This window comes from Natrinema gelatinilyticum (assembly GCF_024266705.1).
Taxonomy (GTDB): domain Archaea; phylum Halobacteriota; class Halobacteria; order Halobacteriales; family Natrialbaceae; genus Natrinema; species Natrinema gelatinilyticum.
Genome location: NZ_CP100756.1, coordinates 1,764,733 through 1,784,429 on the forward strand (window position 1 = coordinate 1,764,733; position 19,697 = coordinate 1,784,429).

Annotated in this window: 20 protein-coding genes; 12 read left to right on the plus strand and 8 right to left on the minus strand. The window is 64.8% G+C overall.

Annotated elements, in window-relative coordinates; translation table 11 throughout:
- Window positions 1–29 precede the first annotated feature (29 nt).
- The 3 genes from NJU76_RS08645 to NJU76_RS08655 all read right to left on the minus strand — a co-directional run bounded on the left by NJU76_RS08645 (window position 30) and on the right by NJU76_RS08655 (window position 2,680).
- On the minus strand, window positions 30–1,112 hold the full coding sequence (locus tag NJU76_RS08645) for an aminopeptidase (RefSeq protein ID WP_254532347.1): 1,083 nt from the start codon (window positions 1,110–1,112) through the stop codon (window positions 30–32).
- 311 nt (window positions 1,113–1,423) lie between these two features.
- A complete protein-coding gene (locus NJU76_RS08650) occupies window positions 1,424–1,690 on the minus strand; it encodes a hypothetical protein (protein ID WP_254532348.1) in 267 nt (88 codons plus the stop codon).
- Window positions 1,691–1,699: 9 nt separating this feature from the next.
- Window positions 1,700–2,680 (minus strand): M14 family zinc carboxypeptidase, encoded by a 981-nt coding sequence (locus tag NJU76_RS08655; RefSeq protein ID WP_254532349.1) that lies wholly within the window; start codon window positions 2,678–2,680, stop codon window positions 1,700–1,702.
- Between the two features lie 112 nt (window positions 2,681–2,792).
- On the opposite strand from NJU76_RS08655, the gene NJU76_RS08660 reads away from it, so the two are divergent.
- Window positions 2,793–3,809 (plus strand): threonine aldolase family protein, encoded by a 1,017-nt coding sequence (locus NJU76_RS08660; protein WP_254532350.1) that lies wholly within the window; start codon window positions 2,793–2,795, stop codon window positions 3,807–3,809.
- A 14-nt stretch (window positions 3,810–3,823) separates the two neighbouring features.
- Here NJU76_RS08660 and NJU76_RS08665 read toward each other — a convergent pair whose 3' ends face one another.
- Both NJU76_RS08665 and NJU76_RS08670 read right to left on the minus strand, forming a co-directional pair.
- Window positions 3,824–3,970 carry a DUF7859 family protein gene (locus NJU76_RS08665; protein ID WP_254532351.1) on the minus strand — a complete coding sequence of 49 codons (147 nt, stop codon included), beginning with the start codon at window positions 3,968–3,970 and terminating at the stop codon, window positions 3,824–3,826.
- A 452-nt stretch (window positions 3,971–4,422) separates the two neighbouring features.
- Complete coding sequence (locus tag NJU76_RS08670; protein WP_254532352.1) at window positions 4,423–4,971, minus strand: metallophosphoesterase; 549 nt, start codon at window positions 4,969–4,971, stop codon at window positions 4,423–4,425.
- Between the two features lie 156 nt (window positions 4,972–5,127).
- Between NJU76_RS08670 and NJU76_RS08675 the strand changes: the two genes are divergently transcribed.
- On the plus strand, window positions 5,128–6,072 hold the full coding sequence (locus NJU76_RS08675) for a cation diffusion facilitator family transporter (protein ID WP_254532353.1): 945 nt from the start codon (window positions 5,128–5,130) through the stop codon (window positions 6,070–6,072).
- A gap of 14 nt (window positions 6,073–6,086) precedes the next feature.
- On the opposite strand, the gene NJU76_RS08680 is transcribed toward NJU76_RS08675, so the two are convergent.
- Window positions 6,087–6,521 carry a hypothetical protein gene (locus tag NJU76_RS08680; protein ID WP_254532354.1) on the minus strand — a complete coding sequence of 145 codons (435 nt, stop codon included), beginning with the start codon at window positions 6,519–6,521 and terminating at the stop codon, window positions 6,087–6,089.
- A gap of 225 nt (window positions 6,522–6,746) precedes the next feature.
- On the opposite strand from NJU76_RS08680, the gene NJU76_RS08685 reads away from it, so the two are divergent.
- Window positions 6,747–8,918: an ATP-dependent DNA helicase gene (locus tag NJU76_RS08685; protein WP_254532355.1), complete on the plus strand. Its 2,172-nt coding sequence runs from the start codon at window positions 6,747–6,749 to the stop codon at window positions 8,916–8,918.
- 39 nt (window positions 8,919–8,957) lie between these two features.
- Here the strand turns inward: NJU76_RS08685 and NJU76_RS08690 are convergent, their stop codons facing one another.
- Window positions 8,958–9,458 (minus strand): 2'-5' RNA ligase family protein, encoded by a 501-nt coding sequence (locus tag NJU76_RS08690; protein ID WP_254532356.1) that lies wholly within the window; start codon window positions 9,456–9,458, stop codon window positions 8,958–8,960.
- Between the two features lie 92 nt (window positions 9,459–9,550).
- Window positions 9,551–9,745: a DUF7554 family protein gene (locus NJU76_RS08695; RefSeq protein ID WP_254532357.1), complete on the minus strand. Its 195-nt coding sequence runs from the start codon at window positions 9,743–9,745 to the stop codon at window positions 9,551–9,553.
- Between the two features lie 86 nt (window positions 9,746–9,831).
- Here NJU76_RS08695 and NJU76_RS08700 point away from each other — a divergent pair, with 86 nt between their 5' ends.
- The 9 genes from NJU76_RS08700 to NJU76_RS08740 all read left to right on the plus strand — a co-directional run bounded on the left by NJU76_RS08700 (window position 9,832) and on the right by NJU76_RS08740 (window position 19,662).
- Window positions 9,832–10,947, plus strand: a complete 1,116-nt coding sequence (locus tag NJU76_RS08700) for a helix-turn-helix transcriptional regulator (protein ID WP_254532358.1) — start codon at window positions 9,832–9,834, stop codon at window positions 10,945–10,947.
- A 311-nt stretch (window positions 10,948–11,258) separates the two neighbouring features.
- Window positions 11,259–12,539, plus strand: a complete 1,281-nt coding sequence (locus NJU76_RS08705; protein ID WP_254532359.1) for an argininosuccinate synthase — start codon at window positions 11,259–11,261, stop codon at window positions 12,537–12,539.
- A 2-nt stretch (window positions 12,540–12,541) separates the two neighbouring features.
- Window positions 12,542–14,098, plus strand: a complete 1,557-nt coding sequence (gene argH / locus NJU76_RS08710; protein WP_254532360.1) for an argininosuccinate lyase — start codon at window positions 12,542–12,544, stop codon at window positions 14,096–14,098.
- A gap of 228 nt (window positions 14,099–14,326) precedes the next feature.
- Window positions 14,327–14,491 carry a lysine biosynthesis protein LysW gene (lysW, locus tag NJU76_RS08715; RefSeq protein ID WP_005554620.1) on the plus strand — a complete coding sequence of 55 codons (165 nt, stop codon included), beginning with the start codon at window positions 14,327–14,329 and terminating at the stop codon, window positions 14,489–14,491.
- 91 nt (window positions 14,492–14,582) lie between these two features.
- On the plus strand, window positions 14,583–15,458 hold the full coding sequence (gene lysX, locus NJU76_RS08720) for a lysine biosynthesis protein LysX (protein ID WP_254532361.1): 876 nt from the start codon (window positions 14,583–14,585) through the stop codon (window positions 15,456–15,458).
- Window positions 15,458–16,534 carry an N-acetyl-gamma-glutamyl-phosphate reductase gene (gene argC, locus NJU76_RS08725; RefSeq protein ID WP_254532362.1) on the plus strand — a complete coding sequence of 359 codons (1,077 nt, stop codon included), beginning with the start codon at window positions 15,458–15,460 and terminating at the stop codon, window positions 16,532–16,534. Before lysX ends, argC begins: the two co-directional genes overlap by 1 nt.
- 1 nt (window position 16,535) lies before the next feature.
- The gene (locus NJU76_RS08730) at window positions 16,536–17,405 is read left to right on the plus strand and encodes an acetylglutamate/acetylaminoadipate kinase (protein ID WP_254532363.1); all 870 of its coding nucleotides are present in this window, start codon (window positions 16,536–16,538) and stop codon (window positions 17,403–17,405) included.
- Complete coding sequence (locus NJU76_RS08735) at window positions 17,402–18,556, plus strand: aspartate aminotransferase family protein (RefSeq protein WP_254532364.1); 1,155 nt, start codon at window positions 17,402–17,404, stop codon at window positions 18,554–18,556. The genes NJU76_RS08730 and NJU76_RS08735 overlap by 4 nt, the downstream gene beginning before the upstream one ends.
- Window positions 18,553–19,662, plus strand: a complete 1,110-nt coding sequence (locus NJU76_RS08740) for a [LysW]-lysine hydrolase (RefSeq protein ID WP_254532365.1) — start codon at window positions 18,553–18,555, stop codon at window positions 19,660–19,662. The genes NJU76_RS08735 and NJU76_RS08740 overlap by 4 nt, the downstream gene beginning before the upstream one ends.
- The last annotated feature ends 35 nt before the right edge of the window (window positions 19,663–19,697 follow it).

Below are 19,697 nucleotides of genomic sequence, written 5' to 3' on the forward strand. Positions count from 1 at the left end.
CGCAAAAATCTCCACCAAAAAGACGTCTCTTACTCCTCGAACCAGAACGTCCCGTCGCGCTGCACCACTTCCCCGTCCACTTCGATGAACGAGTCCTCGCTCATGTCTACGATCATATCCACGTGGACCGCGGAGTCGTTGGCTTCGTTGCCCTCGCCGACGGTAGCGTCGTAGGCCCGACCGACTGCCATGTGTACCGTATCGCCCATCTTCTCGTCGAACAGCATGTTGTAGGTAAACTGGTCGATGTCGCGGTTCATCCCGATGCCGAGTTCGCCCAGTCTGCGCGCGCCGTCGTCCGTGTTTAGTACCTCGGTCAGGACGTCCTCGTTTGTCGCGGCCGAGTGAGAGACGACGTCGCCGCCCTCGAACTCGAGGTACACGTCGGTGATCTCCCGGCCTTGGTGGTACAAGGGCATGTCGAACAGCACTTCGCCCTCGACGCTGTCGGGTTGGGGTGCGGTGAAGACCTCGCCACCGGGCAGGTTGTGCTCGCCGTAGTCGTTGGTCGTCGGGTTGCCCGCGATGGACATCGTCAGGTCGGTCGTGTCGCCGCTTTTGATCCGGATTTCCTCGGCGGGATCCATGATCTCGACCATGTTCTCCTGGTGTTCGCGCTGTGCGTCCCAGTCTTTGTTGACGGCGTCCCAGACGAAGTTCTCGTAGGCCTCGGTGCTCATCTCGGCCAGTTGCGCGTTCGCGGGTGCGGGGAACTGGGTGAGACACCATCGTTTCGAGAGCCGTTCCTCCAAGATCGGCCGGTGGGCCTGCTGGTGGGCCGCGCTGATTTCGGGATCGACGTCGCTGGTCTGAGTGACGTTGTCGCTGGCCCGGATGGCGATGTAGACGTCGGTGTTTTCGATGAGCGCGAGTTCGTGGTCCGGCGTCTCGAAGTCGCCGTCCGAAGATCGAAGGTACGCGCGCTGACTGCGCTTGCCGGTTCGCTGGCTCGTGGTCACGGGATTGGCTCCTCGGTCACCGATCACCTCGTGGAGTGCGACGACCAGGTCCTCGGCGACGGGGTGGGCGTCGACGACGACGTTATCCCCTTCCTCCATCTCGACCGAATGGGTCGCGATGATCTCGGCGTGTTCGCGGATTCGCGGGTCCATATCCCGGTATTGATCGGGGGAGGGAAAAACGATTCGTGATGCGGAATTTCGGGATGCATCGACTGGCCTGTGTCACGATCTCGGTCCGTGGCCCGTCCGTATTCGTCGGTAGCGTCCATTTCAGTATCGCGCCTCGAGGGCGAGAAGCGACCCGGTGGGTTCTGCCCCTCACTGCCGACCGTCTCCTGGAAGAACGAGACTGACGCTGCCGTCAGAACGAGTGCGAGCGGGGACGAGTCATACGTTACGCCATACATGACGTGCTGGTTACGCTTCGATCGGTGCGTGCGCCTTCGTCGCGGCTACTCTCGTTATCGACTGTCCACCGTCGTCCATTCTGCGAGCGCAACCGCGAGATCCCGCCCGAACCGTCGCGCAGTTGTCGGCGTCACGGGATCGATCTCTGTCCCGACGTACGGCACCTCGAGTGAGACGGCCGTCTCGGCTCCCAACTGCGAACAGTACCGCTCGAACGTATGAAGCAGTCCCGACTGGCCGTCGAAACTCGCCAACCCGGTACCCGGACTCGCATCGAAGGTGAGCGTCGGCCCGTCGGCACTCGAGCGAGACTGTGTCACGTCCTCGAGTCACGTCGCGAGCCCACGAAGGCCGGCGCTCGCGGCCGACGGTTCGGTTACGAAGAACGGTCGGTCGTTGATATCGCCGCCCCACTTGTACGGGCAGTGGAAATCCAGTGCGAACGCGATGGATCCGTGTGATCGCAGATACGTGGCGACCGCCGCGGTGGTCGGGTACAGTGGCGATAGATCAGTGATCGCGTTCTCGTTGACGTAGTCCCGATTGTGATCGTGGGGCGAACGGTGTTTTCCCTGGTCGCCACGTTCGACCCCATCGAGGTCTCCGAACGGGTAGACGTGGAACCGATGCGTCTCGAGCAGCGCACCCGCGTCCTCGCTCTCGAGGAGTTCCCGGAGGGCGCCCTCGAGAGCGTACGAGGCCGTCGATTCGCAGGCGTGATGGCGGGCTGCGAGTGCGACGTGGCGATCGGCGTCGGACGGGCCGAGCCGAACGACCGGCACCGTTCTCCCGCCTGCGGTCGTCGTCAGCGTCTCGACGGTCAGGCGCGGATCGGACTCGTATTCGAACGCGAACGCGTCGGAATCGGCGCGCTGATAGGGAAACGACAGGGCGAACTGCGCTCCCTCGCCGGCGTCGAACGCGTACCGGAATCCGGTCACATCGATGCGGCTGTCCGCCCCGAGCCATTGCCAGTCGTTCCAGGCGCCGTTCCCAATCGGTTCTCCACAGGGCATCGCCGTTCGCACTGCCGGTCCGCGCGGTCCGACCACCTCGTCGTTCGGGAACTCGAATCTGAGTGTCTGGTCGACCTGACTCTCGAGGTCGATGTTCCAGTAGAACCAGCGTTGGGACGAATCCCTCGTTTCGGGCTCGAATCGAATCGTGTCGCCGTCGGCCCCGACGACGCGGCCGTTACCGCCGGGATGGGTGGTCCGAAGCGTCGCCCGCCCGGCACTCGTCTCGAGTTCGTATACCACGCCGGCGTCAGTCATCGCCGCCACATCGCGGACTGCTCCCTCGACGTCCATACGTCTCAGTCGAAGGACATCCCTGTGAATTCGTGCGTTTCATCATTCCCATCGATTCGGTGCGGATCGACCGAACGTCGATTATTTGGCCCCCCTTCGTGTATCCCGACTCGTGATCGATTTCCGCTCAGATACCGTGACGACACCCGACGACGCCATGCGAGAGGCCGCCGCCACGGCCGACGTCGGTGACGACGTCTACGGCGAGGACCCGACGGTGAACGAACTCGAGGCTCGCGTCGCCTCCCGACTCGGAACGGAGTCGGCGCTGTACTTCCCGACGGGGACGATGGCGAACCAGGCCGCCGCTCGCGTCCACACCGAGCACGGACAGGAGGTACTCGCCGACCGACGGAGCCACGTCGTGACGTACGAACTCGGCGGACTGGCACAGCACTCGGGGCTCCAGGTACGGATGATCGACGCCGACCGCGGCGTTCCGTCGCCGGAACGAATCGCCGCGGCGTCGGTCGAGGAAGATCTGCACCGACCCGGGACCGGATTGCTCTGCCTCGAGAATACACACAACGCTCGCGGTGGGCTCGCGATCGAACCGGATCAGATCGCCGCGGCCGCGACAGCGGCCCGCGAACGCGGTGTCGCCGTGCATCTCGACGGGGCGCGATTGTTCAACGCAGCGACGGCGCTTTCCGTTCCGGTCACGGCATTTATCGACTCCGTCGACTCCGTCATGGTGTCGCTCTCGAAGGGACTGGGTGCGCCCGTCGGGTCGGTTCTCGCGGGCGACGAGAGGTTCATCGAGCGCGCCCGCCGCACGCGAAAGCTGTTCGGCGGCGGAATGCGGCAGGTTGGAATCGTCGCGGGGCCCGCGCTCGAAGCCCTCGAGAACGTCGACGACCTCGAGGCTGATCACGAGAACGCACGACTGTTGGCCGACGGTTTGGACGATGTCGGTGGATTCGATGTCCAGCGACCGGAGACGAACATCGTTCTCGCGAACGTTTCGGAAACGGGTCTCGAATCGACGGCCGTCGTCGACGCGTTACGCGACCGTGACGTGCTAGCGTCGCCGTTCGGACCGACGACGATCCGCTTCTGTACACACCGCGATATCACTCGCGATGACGTCGTTCGGACGCTCGAACGCCTCGAAGATGGAATCGTGTGAGGGTGAGTCTCGGGTTACCGGTCACCGCGCATCCCGTCGCGGAATTCGAGGACCGTCCGTCGTAAGAGGAGATAGGAAAAGAACACCAGCGAGAGCAGGATTAGGACGACCGCGACGATGACGGGATCGTCGGGGATGAGACCGATGATGAAATCCAGCATATGCGGCGCGTACACTGTCAGCGTGGTTAACCGTTTCGACCTCGATTTCACGGCCCTGTCACCGTAACGAACTAACTGCAATCGCCGTTTTAGCTTGCGCTGCTTATTACGTGTCGCCGGTCCAAGCAACGCATGCGCCTCGATCGTTGGCCCTCTACCACACCGCCGGTCTGTTCGAGGTTCGTCCTCGAGATCGAGGCCAGCCGCCCTTGCCTTGCAACCCGCGCCGGTTCGCCCGCCGCCCCCTCTGACTAACCGGTGTCCACGGGCGACCGGCTCCCCTCTGACATCGTTTCGCGTCAGGTCCCTGCTGACGTCGTTCCGCGGAACGTCTTCACTGGTCCTCACTGATACTGCGTCAGCAGTTGGCTCCCACCGACGCCATCTGTCGAGTCCGCCCGAGCGCCTCCCTCGATCGACGCCGTACTCGGTTTCCCGTTGCGCTCGTCCTGTTACGACACCGAAATTCCAACCGTCTCGATGATCGTCCCGTCCGGTTCCTGAATCGCACCCTCGAGTCGACGGTCGGTGGTCGTCTTACCTGTCTCTCGGTCTTCGCTGCGTGCCGACTCGAGGACCCCGAACCCCGGCCGATTTCCGCGCGGGTCGGCGTGGCTCCCCGGGTTCACGAGCGTGACGTCGCCGGCGTCGATGACTGCCGGTCGGTGGCTGTGGCCGAAGACGACGACGTCAGCCGCACGCGAACGGCCGAACATCGCGAGTCCCGTCTGGCCGCCGTCCCGTCGGTGCGTGAGCGCGAATCGAACGCCGTCCGCCTCGACGACGCGGGCCGGTGGCAACCGGTCGCAAACCGCCGGATCGTCGGCGTTTCCGTGGACCGCGTACAGCCGGTCGCATTCCCTCTGAAAGGCCTCGAGGGCCGCCTCGCTCGTGAAGTCGCCCGCGTGGAGAACGACGTCGGCGGTACGCGCGGCGGTCAGGGCCTCCCCCTCGAGTTCGTGACCGCTGGCACTGTGCGTATCCGAGAAGATGACGATCATGGTCGTCGTTCGGCCCCCCCGAAGGGATTCGTTTCGGATTCGGACGTCGGTTTCGCTCGGATCGCAGCTCAGACCGGATCGGCCCGCTCCCAGAGGGGTGACCGCCGGCTCTAGAATGGCTTATACTTTTGACGGGCCCGTTCGTAGTCGCCGCCGATGGCCAGTAGCACGTCTGTCGTCCTCGCCGCACTGTTCGCGAACGGCGCGATCGCGATTCTCAAATTCGGTGGCTTCCTGCTCACCGGCAGTCCCGCGATGCTGTCGGAAACGTACCACTCGGTTTCGGACACGGGCAATCAGGTCTTCCTGCTGATCGGTATCCGCTACGGCGCACAGGAAGCGACGCGGGAACATCCGTTCGGCCACGGCAAGGCGCAGTTCTTCTATAGCCTTCTCGTGAGCGTCATGCTCTTCGGCATCGCCGGCTGGGAGAGCGCGCGACACGGTTACAACGCGCTGACCCACGGCGGCGTCCACCGGGCCAGCGAGGACGTCACGCTCCTTCGATGGACGTTCGACCCGATATTCGTCAACTACGCCGTGCTGATCGGTGCTATCCTCTTCGAGTCCTACGCGCTCTGGAAAGCCTACCAGGGGATGAGACGTCAGATGGACGAATACGGCTGGTCGAGTTTCCGCGAGGCGTTCCAGAAAACGAGCGACGTGACGACGCTGACTGCGCTCACTGAGGACACCATCGCGCTCTCGGGTGCTGGGATCGCGCTCTTCGGAATCTACCTCACGAGAACAACCGGTAATCCGATGTACGATGCCAGTGCCGCACTCCTCATCGGTCTCATGCTCATGGGGTTCGCGGTCGCGCTCGCGTGGGAAAACAAGCGGCTCATCATCGGGGAGAGTCTGCCGCAAGGCGCGGAAGACGACCTTCGGCGGATCGTCGCCGATTGGGACGGCGTCACCGACCTCGTCGAACTCCGGACCGTCTTCTTCGGAGCGGGGAAACTGATCGTCACCGCCGACGTCGCGTTCGAGTCCGACCTGGACACCGAAACGATCGACCGCAACATCTCCCAGATCGAACGTGCCCTGATGGACCACGACGGTCGTGTACAGAAGGTCTACATCGAACCCGAAGTCTAACCGCCTCGGCCTCGCTATTCGTCAGACTCGTCGCGTTCGTCGCGTCCGCTGGTATCGCTTCCCCCATCGTAGGCCGCCACAACTGTCGATCCCGGCGGCCGGTCGTTCAGCACCGCCGTCACCGTCGTCTCCTCGAGATCGACCGTCGAGTGGACCTGATCCCAGCCGTCTCCGGTTTCGACGGCAATCGCAACGTCGGTCGGGCTCGCGCCCGGCGGCAGGTCCGACGGATCGTAGGCGAGCGCGATCTGGACCGCCTCGACCGCTTTCAGCTCCTCGCATGCGACGAGATCGACTGGTTCGGCGAGGCTATCCGCCGGCGGCTCGCTGACACTTCGCTCGAGACCGAACTCGTTAGGGACGACCCCGGCGACGAGGGCGACGTGAGCCCCCGCGCTCTCGAGGGCGTATTCGTCGACGGTGCTGGAGTCGTATCCGGGAATAGCCATACTGGGAGCAGGCACTCGATACTCATGTCGCTGTAGCGCGCGTTCGCCGGCCGGCGATCATCACTGCCGCCGGCCGACTCGCGAACCGGCGACGACTGATACGGTCTACTGTACCGATGTACCGGTGCAACCGCGACCGTCCTGCGGGTGCACCGGCAATGACTTACGGTAGACCGTATGAACCGAGACGAATCCTTTTATCGGAGCGCGAACCTATCACGTAGTGTGTCCGAGACTGCCGGGTACATGCGCTTTTTCCCGTACGACCAGCCGTACGAGAATCAGCGCGAAGCGATGGACCGCATCCACAATACCCTCTATCGGGGGCAAAACGTCCTCTTCGAGGGAGCCTGCGGGACCGGGAAAACCCTCTCGTCGCTCGTGCCCGCCCTCGAAATCGCCCGCGAACAGGACAAGACGGTCGTCATCACGACGAACGTCCACCAGCAGATGCGCCAGTTCGTCGCCGAAGCCCGCGCGATCACGCGCGAGGAGCAGATCCGCGCGGTCGTCTTCAAGGGAAAGGCGTCGATGTGTCATATCGACGTCGGCTACGAGGAGTGTCAGGCTCTCCGGGACAACACCCGGACCGTCGTCGACGCCGAGCGTGACCGCGAGCAACTCGAGCGTCGCCAGCGCGAACTCCTCGCCAAAAGTCAGGACGGGGACGGCACTGCGGCCGACGCCCGCTCGGCTGTGATGGACGAACTCGAGTCGATCGAAGACCGCCTCGAGGAGTTAGAAGACCAGAACGTCTGCGACTACTATCGGAACAATCTCACCCGTGATACGGACGACTTCTTCGCGTGGCTCTTCGACGACGTCCGTACGCCCGACGAGATCTACGAGTACGCCGAGCGGCAGGGATTCTGCGGCTACGAACTTCTCAAAGAGGGGATCGAGGGCGTCGACCTCGTCGTCTGTAACTATCACCATCTGCTCGATTCGACCATCCGCGAGCAGTTCTTCAGGTGGCTCGGACGCGATCCCGAGGACGTGATCGCCGTCTTCGACGAGGCCCACAACGTCGAGGACGCCGCCCGCGAGCACGCGACCAGGACCTGCTCTGAGCGGACCGTCGAGTCGGCGCTGGACGAACTCGCGGATACCGACGATCCGCGATCCGAAGACGCTACGAACGTTCTCTCGGCCTTTCACCGCGCGCTCGTCGAGACCTACGAGGACTCCTTCGGCTTCGGCGACCGCGAGCGGATCGGCGACGACTGGTCCGACGTTTCCATCGCCAACGAGGACCGCAGGGACGACCTCACTCTCGAGTTCCTGCAGCGCTACTCGGGGCGAGGAATCGAGGACGACCTCGAGGCCGCGATGACACTCGGCCAGGAACTGGACGAGCAGTACGAAGCGGCGTATCGAGAGGGCGAGACGGCCACGCGCACCGAGTGCCAGACCCTCCGGTCCGCGGCCTTCGTGAGCGCGTGGATAAACGAGGGATCGAAGGAGGGCCTCTACCCGGTCGTCGCCGTTACTCGGGATGCCGGAACCGACGAAATCTACGGCCGTGCGGAGCTGTACACGTGCCTGCCACGACAGGTGACCGGTCACCTGTTCGACGAAGTCTACGCGACCGTTCTGATGAGCGCGACGCTGCAGCCCTTCGACGTCACCGAGGACGTGCTGGGACTCGAGGACGCGGTCACCATGGCGTACGGGTTGCAGTTTCCCGCCGAAAACCGTCGGACGTACGCCGTCGAGACCCCGGCGCTTTTCGCCTCGGATCGCGAGGATCCGGCGGTTCAGGAGGCGGTGGGGGAAGCGATAGACGACGCCATCCGCATGACTCCCGGCAACACGCTCGCGTTCTTCCCCAACTACGGCGAGGCCGGACGATACGCCGACCGGCTCGAGGCCGGACGCGATCGGACCGTCTACCTGGACGAACCGGGCGAGTCGGTCGAGGATCTCCGTCAGAAATTCGTCGCGGCCGACGACGCAGTGCTGTGTACCTCGCTGTGGGGTACCCTCTCGGAGGGGGTGAGCTTCGACAGCGACGACGCCCACACCGTGTTGGTCGTCGGCGTGCCCTATCCGCATCTGGACGACCGGGCGAATGCGGTTCAGGACGCCTACGACGTGGCGTTCGACGGTACCGACACCGGCTGGCGGTACGCCGTCGAAATTCCGACGGTCCGAAAGACCAGGCAGGCGCTCGGGCGCGTCATTCGATCACCGAACGACGTCGGCGTCCGCGTGCTGCTCGATCGGCGTTACTCGAGGCGGGCCAAGTCCGACCTCGGGAAGTACAGTGTCAACGGCACGTTCCCGCACGAGGAACGCGAGGAACTACTCGATATCGATCCGAACAAGCTCAAATTCGCGATGCTGAATTTCTACGGCGATCACGACGCGTACGTCGGCGAACCGCCGGCGCCGTGACTGGTCGCCTCGCCGGCCCAGATATCTCACCGCATCGAATCAGGACGGCAGCGAAACTCGACTCACCGGCAACTCGTACGTCCCGTCCCAGAACTCGAGTTCGCTGACGGTCCACCGAACGGGCTCGATCTCGCGGGCGGCCAGTCGCTTTGCAGTCTCAACGTCGCCACCACGGGCCACGGTCACGTGGGGAACGTAGTCGGGTCCCTCGAGTCCCTCGACGGGTTCGAAGGTGTCGGTAAGGTCGACGTGGATCTGCTCGAGGCCGGGGCTCTCGACGGCCAGATAGACGACCGGCGCGGAACCGAGCGGCGGGTCCTCGAAGTAGTCGATACCCGTGATTTCGGCTTCGACGGCCGGGGCGCCTTCGAGCGCGCGGTGAGCGCGGTGCTGGAGCTGCGCGACGTGGTCGGCGTCGCCCAACCGCTTGAGCAGACACGAGTGGTCTTCGCGGACGGTCTCGAATCCGACGACCTCGGGATAGAGGTCGTCCGCGAGCCGGCGGACGCGACCGGGGACCGGAACGTTGACGCTATACACTTCGTCCCAGGTAGGGTCGGCTCGGCTATCAGTCTGGTGATTCCTCGAGTCCGATTCGCGGCGGCCGATCTGCGCCGGGCTGCGCGGTCTCGTTAGAGGCGATCGAGCAACCAGAGGACGATCAGGACGGCGATCGCGAGCTGGATGACGAGGACGAACGGGCCGAACAATTCCGCGATAGTGCCGATTACCGCCTCGAGAATCTCGAGAACGAGCAATACGGCGACCAGTCCGAGGACCAGTTTGAGCAGCGTTTCGACCTCGAGTTTGCCGCGCGAATCGTGCATACATTCACGTGCGGACGACTGTTTCATAAACGCAGTGCTACCGTAGTCGGAAAGACCTATTTAGACGGCCACAACATGTCCCCGTAATGGACGTGAGGGGGCTGCGGGCCCTGATTTGCGTGCTCGTGGTGGTTGCCTGTTCGGTCGCGTTCGTCCCGGGTTCGGCTGCCGTGACGGCGGATTCCGGGGCTCACAGAGCGGCGCTACAGGAGTCCGAAAACGAGAGCATCGGGCTTGAGGATGCGGATCGGATTTACGTCGACTTCTTCATCACCGAGAACGGCACGGCGCTGGTGACCGTCGACTATCGGTTCCATCTCGACGACGGAAACAGGACCGCGGAAGAGTGGGAGGGGTTGCGAAGCGACATCCAATCGAATCCGGAGAGGTACGTCTCCGGCGAGCGGTCGAAGTGGAACGAGACCCTCGTGAAGGGCGAAAACAGGACGGGGCGAGACATGAACCTCTCGAACGTCTCCATCACCACGGAGGAAAACTCCGCACCGCGGGCGATTGGCCACGCGAAAGTGACGTTCCGGTGGTCGTCGTTCGCGCTCGTCGAACTGAATCGGATCGAAGCCGGCGCTGCGCTCTCGGGATTTACGCTCGATGACGGGACGACCTTGCAGTTCCGCTGGCCCGAGGAGTACAGCGTCTACGAGAACGAGGGGGTACCCCAGATCGATCCGGCACCGACCGACCAACCGGACAGTTCGATCGCCTGGCAGGGATCAGAAACCACGTTCACCGACGACCAACCGCGGATCGTCCTGATCAAAAACGGCGACGAGGCCACGCAGTCCCCGTCCAACGAGGGACCGGCGATGCCCTGGGCGATCGTTCTGCTGTCTCTCGCCCTGCTCTCAGTCGTCGGTGCCGCCGGGTGGTTGGTCGGACGTAGGCGAAACGGGTCGGTGACGTCCGACGCCCAGCCCAGTGCGGTCCGACGGACCGACGGCTCGTCCGAGGCCGAGTCGCCCGCACCCGACGATCCGCCGCCGGAACTGCTGAGCAACGAGGAACGGGTCCTGCGTCTGCTCGAGAACCGCGGCGGCCGGATCAAACAACAGGAGGTCGTCTCCGAACTCGAGTGGACGGAGGCCAAGACGAGTCAGGTCGTCAGCGACTTGCGCGAGGACGACGAGATAGACGTCTTCCGGATCGGCCGGGAGAACGTCCTGGCGTTGCCGGAGGAGGGGTGATCCGAGGAGAAGCGACCTGACGGGACGTTCGAACCCACTAAGAAAGGCTTTAGTACCACGATATCGCATACTTCGAATAATGAGCCAGTCCGTCGGCACGTCGCTCGCCGATTTCGGTACCGACGGGACTGTCGCTCGGCGGCGACGGCGACGACGGGCCCTTTGAGCCCGTATTCTACTTCACCCTTCGACCCGGTCCGTTCCGACGACTCAAAAAATGCATTCTTCCGCATAGCAGGCGCTCTTTAGTTTATTTTCGAAACCGAAACCAACGAACTTAAGTCCGTCCTTGGATTTCACTCGAGTACGATATGACCCGCGTGGCACTTGCGTTCTCGGGCGGCCTGGACACGACTGTCTGTGTCCCGCTGCTCGAGGAGGAATACGGATACGACGACGTAATTGGCGTCACCGTCGACGTTGGCCAGCCGGCCGCAGAGTTCGACGAGGCCGAAGAGACCGCCGAGGCGCTCGGCCTCGATCACTACGTCGTCGACGCGCGAGCGGAATTCGCGCAACTCTGTCTCGAGAGCGTTCGCGCGAACGCGACCTACCAGGGCTACCCGCTGGGAACGGCGCTCGCCCGGCCGGTGATCGCCGAGGCGATCCTCGAGGTCGCGGAGGAACAGGACTGTACCGGCATCGCCCATGGCTGTACGGGCAAGGGCAACGACCAGCTTCGATTCGAGGCTGTCTGGCGCGACTCGGATCTGGAGGTCATCGCTCCCGTCCGCGAACTTGGTCTCACCCGCGAGTGGGAACAGGAGTACGCCGACGAGAAGGGCCTCCCTGTCGAGGGCGGCAGCGGCGGCGACTGGTCGATCGACACCAACATCTGGAGCCGCTCTGTCGAGGGCGACGACCTCGAGGATCCCAGCTACGTCCCGCCGCGGGACATCTACGAGTGGACCGACGAACCCACTGGGGAGACCGAAGAGATCGAGATCGAATTCGAGCAGGGGTATCCGGTCGCCGTCGACGGTGAGGCGTACGAGCCCGTCGACTTGATCCAGTACCTCAACGACCTCGCGGGCGGGTACGGCGTCGGTCGGACGGACACGATGGAAGACCGCATGCTCGGGCTGAAGGTCCGCGAGAACTACGAACACCCTGGCGCGACGACGCTGCTAAACGCCCACGAGGCCCTCGAGGGGCTCGTCCTCACGCAGGAGGAGCGTCAGTTCAAACAGCAGATCGATCAGCAGTGGGCCCAGAAGGGCTACGAGGGACTGATCGACGCGCCGCTCGTGAGCGCGCTCGAGGGCTTCATCGCCGAGACCCAGAAACGCGTCACCGGCACCGTCACGATCCGGTTCGAGGGCGGACAGGCCCGTCCGGTCGCTCGTGACAGCGACTTCGCTGCCTATTCCGCCGAACACGCCTCGTTCGACACCGAGACAGTCGGGAAGATAACCCAGGAGGACGCCACGGGCGTCGCGAAGTACCACGGCTTCCAGCGCCGCCTCGCGAACGAGGCGATCGCAGCGAACGCTACGGAAGACGAAATCGAACTCGCGACCGACGGAAGCGGCGGTGACGCGAGCAAAGCGAGCGGATCCTCGTCGGAGCTACGCTCCGACGTAGACGAGTAATCATGACAGAGGAGAGCGCTCACGGGGACGATTCCGGACGTCGTTCCGCCGGTGCCGACGGGGGCACCGACGACGAAGGCGTCGTGCGCCGGGGCCGCTTTAGCGGGGGCCCCGCCCGGAGCTTCCTCTCCTCGCTCGAGGTGGACGATCGTATTTTTGAGGCCGATCTCGAGGTCGATCGCGCACACACCGTCATGCTCGCCGAGCAAGGTATCATCGCCGACGACGTGGCGGGTCAGATACTGACCGCCCTCGATGCGATCGAGGTCGACGGTCACGGTTCGCTTCCCGACGGCGAGGACGTCCACGAGGCCATCGAGACGGCCGTCATCCAGCGCATCGGAGCGGACGGTGGAAAGATGCACACTGCGCGGTCGCGCAACGACGAGGTCGCGGCCTGCATCCGGTATCGCTTACGCGAAGACGTCCTCGCGGCAATCGAGCGGACGCTCGCGCTGCGCGAGTCATTGGTGGCTGTCGCCGAGGAACACACGGAGACGATCATGCCCGGCTACACCCACCTCCAGCCCGCCCAGCCGACGACGGTGGCTCACTGGGCGCTTGCCTACGAGGGGGCCGTTCGTCGCGACACCGATCGTCTACTCGCGGCCTACTCTCGGATCAATGAGTCACCGCTGGGCGGTGCGGCCTTCGCCGGGACGCCGTTCGATATCGACCGGGAACGCACCGCGGTACTGCTCGGGTTCGACGGCGGTCCCGCAAGCGGCGCGAGGGGGAGTTCGGCGGAGCAGCGCTCCGCAGTTGTCGTCGAAAACTCGATGGATGCCTCCTCGAGTCGGGACTTCATGCTCGAGGCGGTACAGGCGCTGTCGACCCACGCGACGACGCTGTCCGGGGTGGCCGAGGACGTGATCGTCTTCGCGAACCGTGGGTTCGTGGACCTCTCGGACGACTATTCCTCGACGTCGTCGATCATGCCCCAGAAGAAGAATCCGGACACGTTGGAGCTCGTCCGCGCGGTCGCGGGAGACGCGGCTGGCGGTGTCCAGGGGTTGACGACGACACTCACGGGGCTTCCGCGCGCGTACAATCGCGACCTCCAGCGGGCGACGACCCACGCCTGGGAGACGGTCGATGCAGTTACCGAGGCGAGCGAGGTCGCGGCCGGTGCAATCGCGACGGCCGACTGGAACGAGCAGGCGCTGGCGACGCAAGCGGGCGAGGGATTCTCGACGGCGACTGGCGTCGCGGATCTGCTCGCGGCGAACGGGCTCCCGTTTCGCACCGCACACGAACTCGTGGCGGTCGCTGCAGAAAACGGCGCAGACTACGATGCGCTCGAGTCCGCAGCACACGACGTGCTCGGCGAACCGCTCACGGCCCACGTCGATCCAACCGCCGTCGAGGACGCGCTCGATCCCGCAGCGAGCGTCGCAAGCCGTGACTCGCAGGGCGGGCCGGCCCCCGTCGCGGTCGAGGGTCAACTAGAGTCGGCTCGCGAGTCGCTCGCGATGGACGAAGACGAACGCGAGGACTTGATCGGGACGCTCGAGACGGCACGCGAGACGTTGCGCTCGGAGGTGAACGAGTATGTGTAATGCCGTCGACCGTCCACCGGTGGCGGAACTGCTGGCGCGCTATGGGGTCGTCGATCGGCCAGTTCGACGACGATCCCCGCGGGGGGATGAATAACCTAATTAATGATATGTCAAAATAAACCTGCGGTATGATAGCGTCTACGGACCGTTAGAGTGGAGTGCAGATAGTATAATTTTGCTGTTAAGTTCGAAGGCTTTAAGGGAGCCCGGCTCCCACGTGCGAACACAATGACCGAATGCGTCGAGTGTGGGGCCGAGGTATCCCTGCACGACGATCTGGAAGTCGGAGAGATCGTTGACTGTACGACCTGTGGCGCCGAACTGGAAGTCGTCGACACCGAGCCGCCAGTCCTCGAGCGAGCCCCCGAGCTCGAAGAGGACTGGGGTGAGTGACCTTGCAGACGGGCGCGACATCGGCCCGCGCTGCGTACGCGATTCCAGGGGGGGCTGACGGGTCTCTCACATCCACCCGGAGGTGGTTCGCGTGAACGTAGGCATACTCTATTCACGGATTCGCAAGGACGAGAAGCTCCTCTTGAACGAGCTTCGCGAGCGCGATCACGAGGTGACGAAGATCGACGTCCGCAAGCAGACGTTCGACATTTCGACGGCTCCCGACGGATTCGACGACCTCGATATCGTCGTCGATCGCTGTCTCGCCACGAGCAGGAGCCTGTACGCCACGCAGTTCCTCGAGGCGTACGGCGTCCCCGTGGTCAACAGCCACGAAACCGCCGAGATCTGTGCGGACAAGGTGAAAAACAGCCTCGCCCTCGAGGCCGCGGGAGTACCCACGCCCGCGACGAAGGTGGCATTCACCAAGGAGACCGCCATGGAGGCCATCGAGGACTTCGGCTACCCGTGCGTCCTCAAACCCGTCGTGGGTTCGTGGGGGCGCCTGATGGCCAAGATCGACTCTCGAGACGCCGCCGAGGCAATACTGGAACACAAGGCGACGCTCGGACACTACGAGCACAAGGTGTTCTACGTCCAGGAGTTCGTCGAGAAACCAGGTCGCGACGTGCGCGTCGTCGCGACCGACGGCGAACCCATCGCCGCGATGGTTCGTTCGTCGGACCACTGGATCACCAACGCTGCAAAGGGCGCGGAGACGACCGCGTTCGACGTCGACGACGAGGCGCGCGAACTCGTCCGGAAGGCAAGCGACGCCGTCGGCGGCGGACTTCTCGGTGTCGACCTGATGGAGACGGGCGATTCGTATACCGTCCACGAGGTCAACCACACCGTCGAATTCAAAGCCCTCGACGGGGCCGTCGAGAACGACGTCGCTGGCTCCGTCGTTGACTGGCTCGAGGCCAGAGCCCTGACAGCGGATCCGGAACTCGAGGTGACCGCCTGATGGCGGTCGACGCCGAAACGTGTACGGACAAAATCGCCGAGACGGTGACCGCGACCGTCATCGGCGGGAGCGGCTTCACGGGCGGCGAGTTGCTACGCCTGCTCGCCGGCCACCCGAACCTCGAGATCGCGGAGGTCACCAGTCGTTCGAAGGCCGGCAAGAGCGTCGGTTCCGTTCACCCGCCGCTGCGCGGGTCGGACCTTCGCTTCACCGAACCCGACGACCTCGAGTCAGTCGACGTTCTGTTCGCGGCGACGCCCCACGGCGTCTCCATGGGCCGGATCGACGACTTCTTCGAGATCGCAGACACCGTCGTCGATCTCTCGGCCGACTTCCGCCTCGAAAGCGAGGCCCAGTACGACGAGTGGTACGACGGCCACCATGCTCCCGAGTACTTGGAGCGTGCCGAATACGCGCTTCCGGAGATCAACCGCGAGAACCTCGAGGGCGCGGACCTCATCGCGGGTGGCGGCTGTAACGCCACCGCGACGATCCTCGGGCTCTACCCGCTTTTCGAACACGACATCGTAGACGGCGACGAGCAGATCGTCGTCGACGTGAAAGTCGGCTCCTCCGAAGGTGGCGCGGGCGGCGGCGAGGCCTCGAGCCATCCCGAACGCTCCGGCGTCGTGCGCCCGTACGCACCGACTGGACACCGTCACGAGGCAGAGATCGAGCAGTTCCTCGGCACGAGCGTCGCCTTCACGTGCCACGCCGTAGATATGGTCCGCGGCGCGAGCGCGACGAGCCACGTGTTCCCGAGTTCGCCGGTTTCGAAGGGCGATCTCTGGAAAGCGTACCGCGGCTGCTACGAGGACGAGCCATTCGTCCGCATGGCCGCAGGCGGCTCCGGCGTCTATCGCTATCCCGAACCCAAGGCGGTCGCCGGAACCAACCTCGCCGAAGTCGGTTTCGAACTCGACCCGTCGAACAAACGCGTCGTGGTCTTCTCTGCGATCGACAACATGATGAAGGGCTCGGCCGGGCAGGCAGTCCACGCCGCGAACGTCGCGCTCGGATTCGAGGAGACGGCCGGCCTCGAGTTTACGGGGCTGCACCCCGTGGGGGCACCCTGAGATGACGACTGTGGTCAAGATCGGCGGCGCTCGCGCCGTCGATCCCGAAGGCGCGCTCGCCGACGTTGCCAGCCTCGTCGAGGCTGATGAGGAGGTCGTCCTCACGCACGGCGGTTCGACCGCCGTCGACGAGACCCTCGCTGAACTCGGCAAGGAGCCGACCTACGTCGAGACGCCCAGCGGCGTCGTCGGCCGATTCACCGACGAGCGTACGATGGACGTCTTCAAGATGGTGATGCCCGGCAAGCTCAACACCGATCTGGTCGAGAGCCTGCAGAACGAGGGCGTCGACGCCGTCGGTCTCTCCGGCACGGACGGCAAGCTTCTGGAAGGAAAACGGAAGTCCGCCGTCCGCGTGAAAGAAAACGGCAAGAAGAAGATCAAGCGCGGCGACCACTCGGGGACGATCGAATCGGTCAACGATGACCTGCTCGAGACGCTGCTTTCGGGCGGCTACACGCCGGTCGTCTCCGTCCCGGTGCTCGGCCGCGAGAAGGGGGGTGGATACACCGCAGTCAACGCTGACGCCGACCGCGCCGCGGCCGCGATCGCCGGTGCGCTCGGTGCGAATCTGGTCGTCCTCACTGACGTATCTGGGATCTACGAGAACCCCGACGACGAATCGACCAGAATCGACTCGGCCGCCACGCCCGAGGAGTTCGACGCAGTCACAGACGCGGCGGAAGGGTTCATGACGAAGAAGGTCATGGCCGCGGAGGAGGCCCTCGAGGGCGGCGCCGCGTCGGTCACCGTCGCGACTGCTAACGCCGACGAACCGATCACGAGCGCGCTCGCGGGCGAGGGAACGACGATAGAGCCCGGCGTGCTCGCAGACGACGCTGACGCCGAACCGGAGGAGACAGTGCAATGAGCGACCTCGATTTCGTCTCCGGCAGCAAGCCGATCGGCATCGAGAGCGGCGAGGGGCCGTATCTCTACGGAACCGACGGGACGGAGTATCTAGACGCCGGGGCGAGCTATGCCTGTACGCCACTGGGCCACTGTCACCCCGTGGTCGTCGACGCAGTTCAGGAGCAGATCGGCGAGTTGACGTTCGTCGACTCCTCGTATCCCGTCCAGGCGCGCGAAGACGCCTATGCCGCGCTCGTCGCGGCCGTGCCCAGTAGACTCGAGGGGGCATGGTTCTGCAATTCGGGGACCGAGGCCAACGAGGCTGCGTTGAAGTTCGCCCGGTCGGCGACCGGCGACTCGAAAATCGTCGCCGCGACCCGCTCGTTCCACGGACGGACGATGGGATCGCTCGCGGCGACGTGGAAGGACAAGTACAAGAAACCGTACGAGCCCTTAGCCGGCGACGTGGAGTTCGTCCCCTACGGCGACGGCGAGGAACTCGCTGCGGCCGTAGACGACGAGACCGCTGCCGTAATTCTCGAGCCGATCCAGGGCGAAGGCGGGATCAACGTCCCGCCCGTAGGCTACCTCGAGACCGCCCGCGAATGCACCGACGAGGCCGGCGCAGCGCTCGTCTTCGACGAGGTCCAGACCGGGATGGGCCGCACCGGCAAGATGTGGGCCTGCCAGAACGCGGGCGTCACGCCCGACGTGCTGACGACGGCGAAAGGGCTGGGCAACGGCTTGCCCGTCGGCGCGGTCGCGGTGCGAGACTGGATCGCGGACGGCGCGGCCTCGCACAACGCCACGTTCAGTGGCGGCCCCGTCGTCGCCGCGGCGGTCCACGCGACTGTTTCGACGCTAGTCGAGGAGGAGTGGCCCGCTCACGCCGCCGACGTCGGCGATTACCTCGTCACCGAACTCGAGACGGCGCTTTCCGACACCGTCCGCGAGGTCCGCGGTGACGGGTTGCTCGTCGGCATCGAGCTAAAACGCGGTGCGAACCGCGTCGCCCGCAATCTAGCGCTCGAGCACCGGATCCTGGCGCTGCCCGCGGGCCGGACCGTGCTGCGCGTGTTGCCGCCGCTCGTGATCGGTGAGGCGGAGGCAGATCGGCTCGTGAACGCGCTGACCGAAATCCTCGCACCCGAAGCCACGTCCGAATCATGAGTGCATCGATGGAAGACACTGCGGACGTCTCGCTCGAGGTGGCCCGCGAACTGCTGATCGATCTCGTCTCGATGCCTTCGCCCTCCGGCGATGAAGACCAGGCCGCCGAGCGGCTCGTCGAGTTCTTCGACAGCTACGGCCGTGAGGCGCGAATCGACGAGGTCGGAAACGTGCGCGCACCCGCGGACGACGCCGTTCTCCTGACCTCGCACGTCGACACCGTTCCCGGCCAGATTCCCGTCGACGTCGACGTTGCGGACGCTGCGGACGAGGAGGCGGGGATCGCTGCGGAGGGCGACGAGATCCTCTGGGGCCGCGGCAGCGTCGACGCGACTGGCCCACTGGCCGCGATGGCCGTCGCGGCCATCCGGACCGGCGTCTCCTTCGTCGGCGTCGTCCAAGAAGAGACGAGTTCCGCGGGCGCGCGTCACCTGGTGGCCGACCGCGAAGTCGAACCCGCGGCCGTCGTCAATGGCGAACCCAGCGGTGCGACGGGTATCACGCTCGGGTATCGGGGCTTCCTCAACGGGACCTACGTCGCGACCAGCGAGTCCGGCCACACGTCCCGGCCCGAGCCGAATGCCATCCAGCACGCGACGAGCTGGTGGACGAGCGTCGAGGACGCGTTCGAACAGGACGAGTACACGCCCGTCTTCGAGCGCGTGACCGCCAAGCCCGTCGCCATCGACGGTGGGATCAGCGACGATGGACTCTCCGTCGAGGCGACGCTCGAGGCGCAGTTGCGAGTCCCGCCGTCGCTAGACGTCGAGACGGTTCGCGAGACGGCCGAAGCCGAGCTCGAGATCGGCACGGTCTCCTGGGACGAACCGATCCCGCCGGTCATGGAGAGCCCGCGGACGGAAGTCGCCCGGGCCTTTCGGGCGGCGATCCGTGCGGAGGGCTGCGACCCACGTCTCCTGCGTAAGACGGGGACCAGCGACATGAATCTCTACGCCGACGCCTGGGACTGTCCGATGGTCACCTACGGCCCCGGCCACTCGGCGCTCGACCACGCGCCCAACGAACGGCTCTCGCTGCCGGAGTTCGACCGGTCGGTCGCGGTCTTAGAGCGGGTCGCAACGACGCTTCGTGAGGCTGACGACTGATGGCTCACACAACGCGCCCGCCGACAGCAGTACGG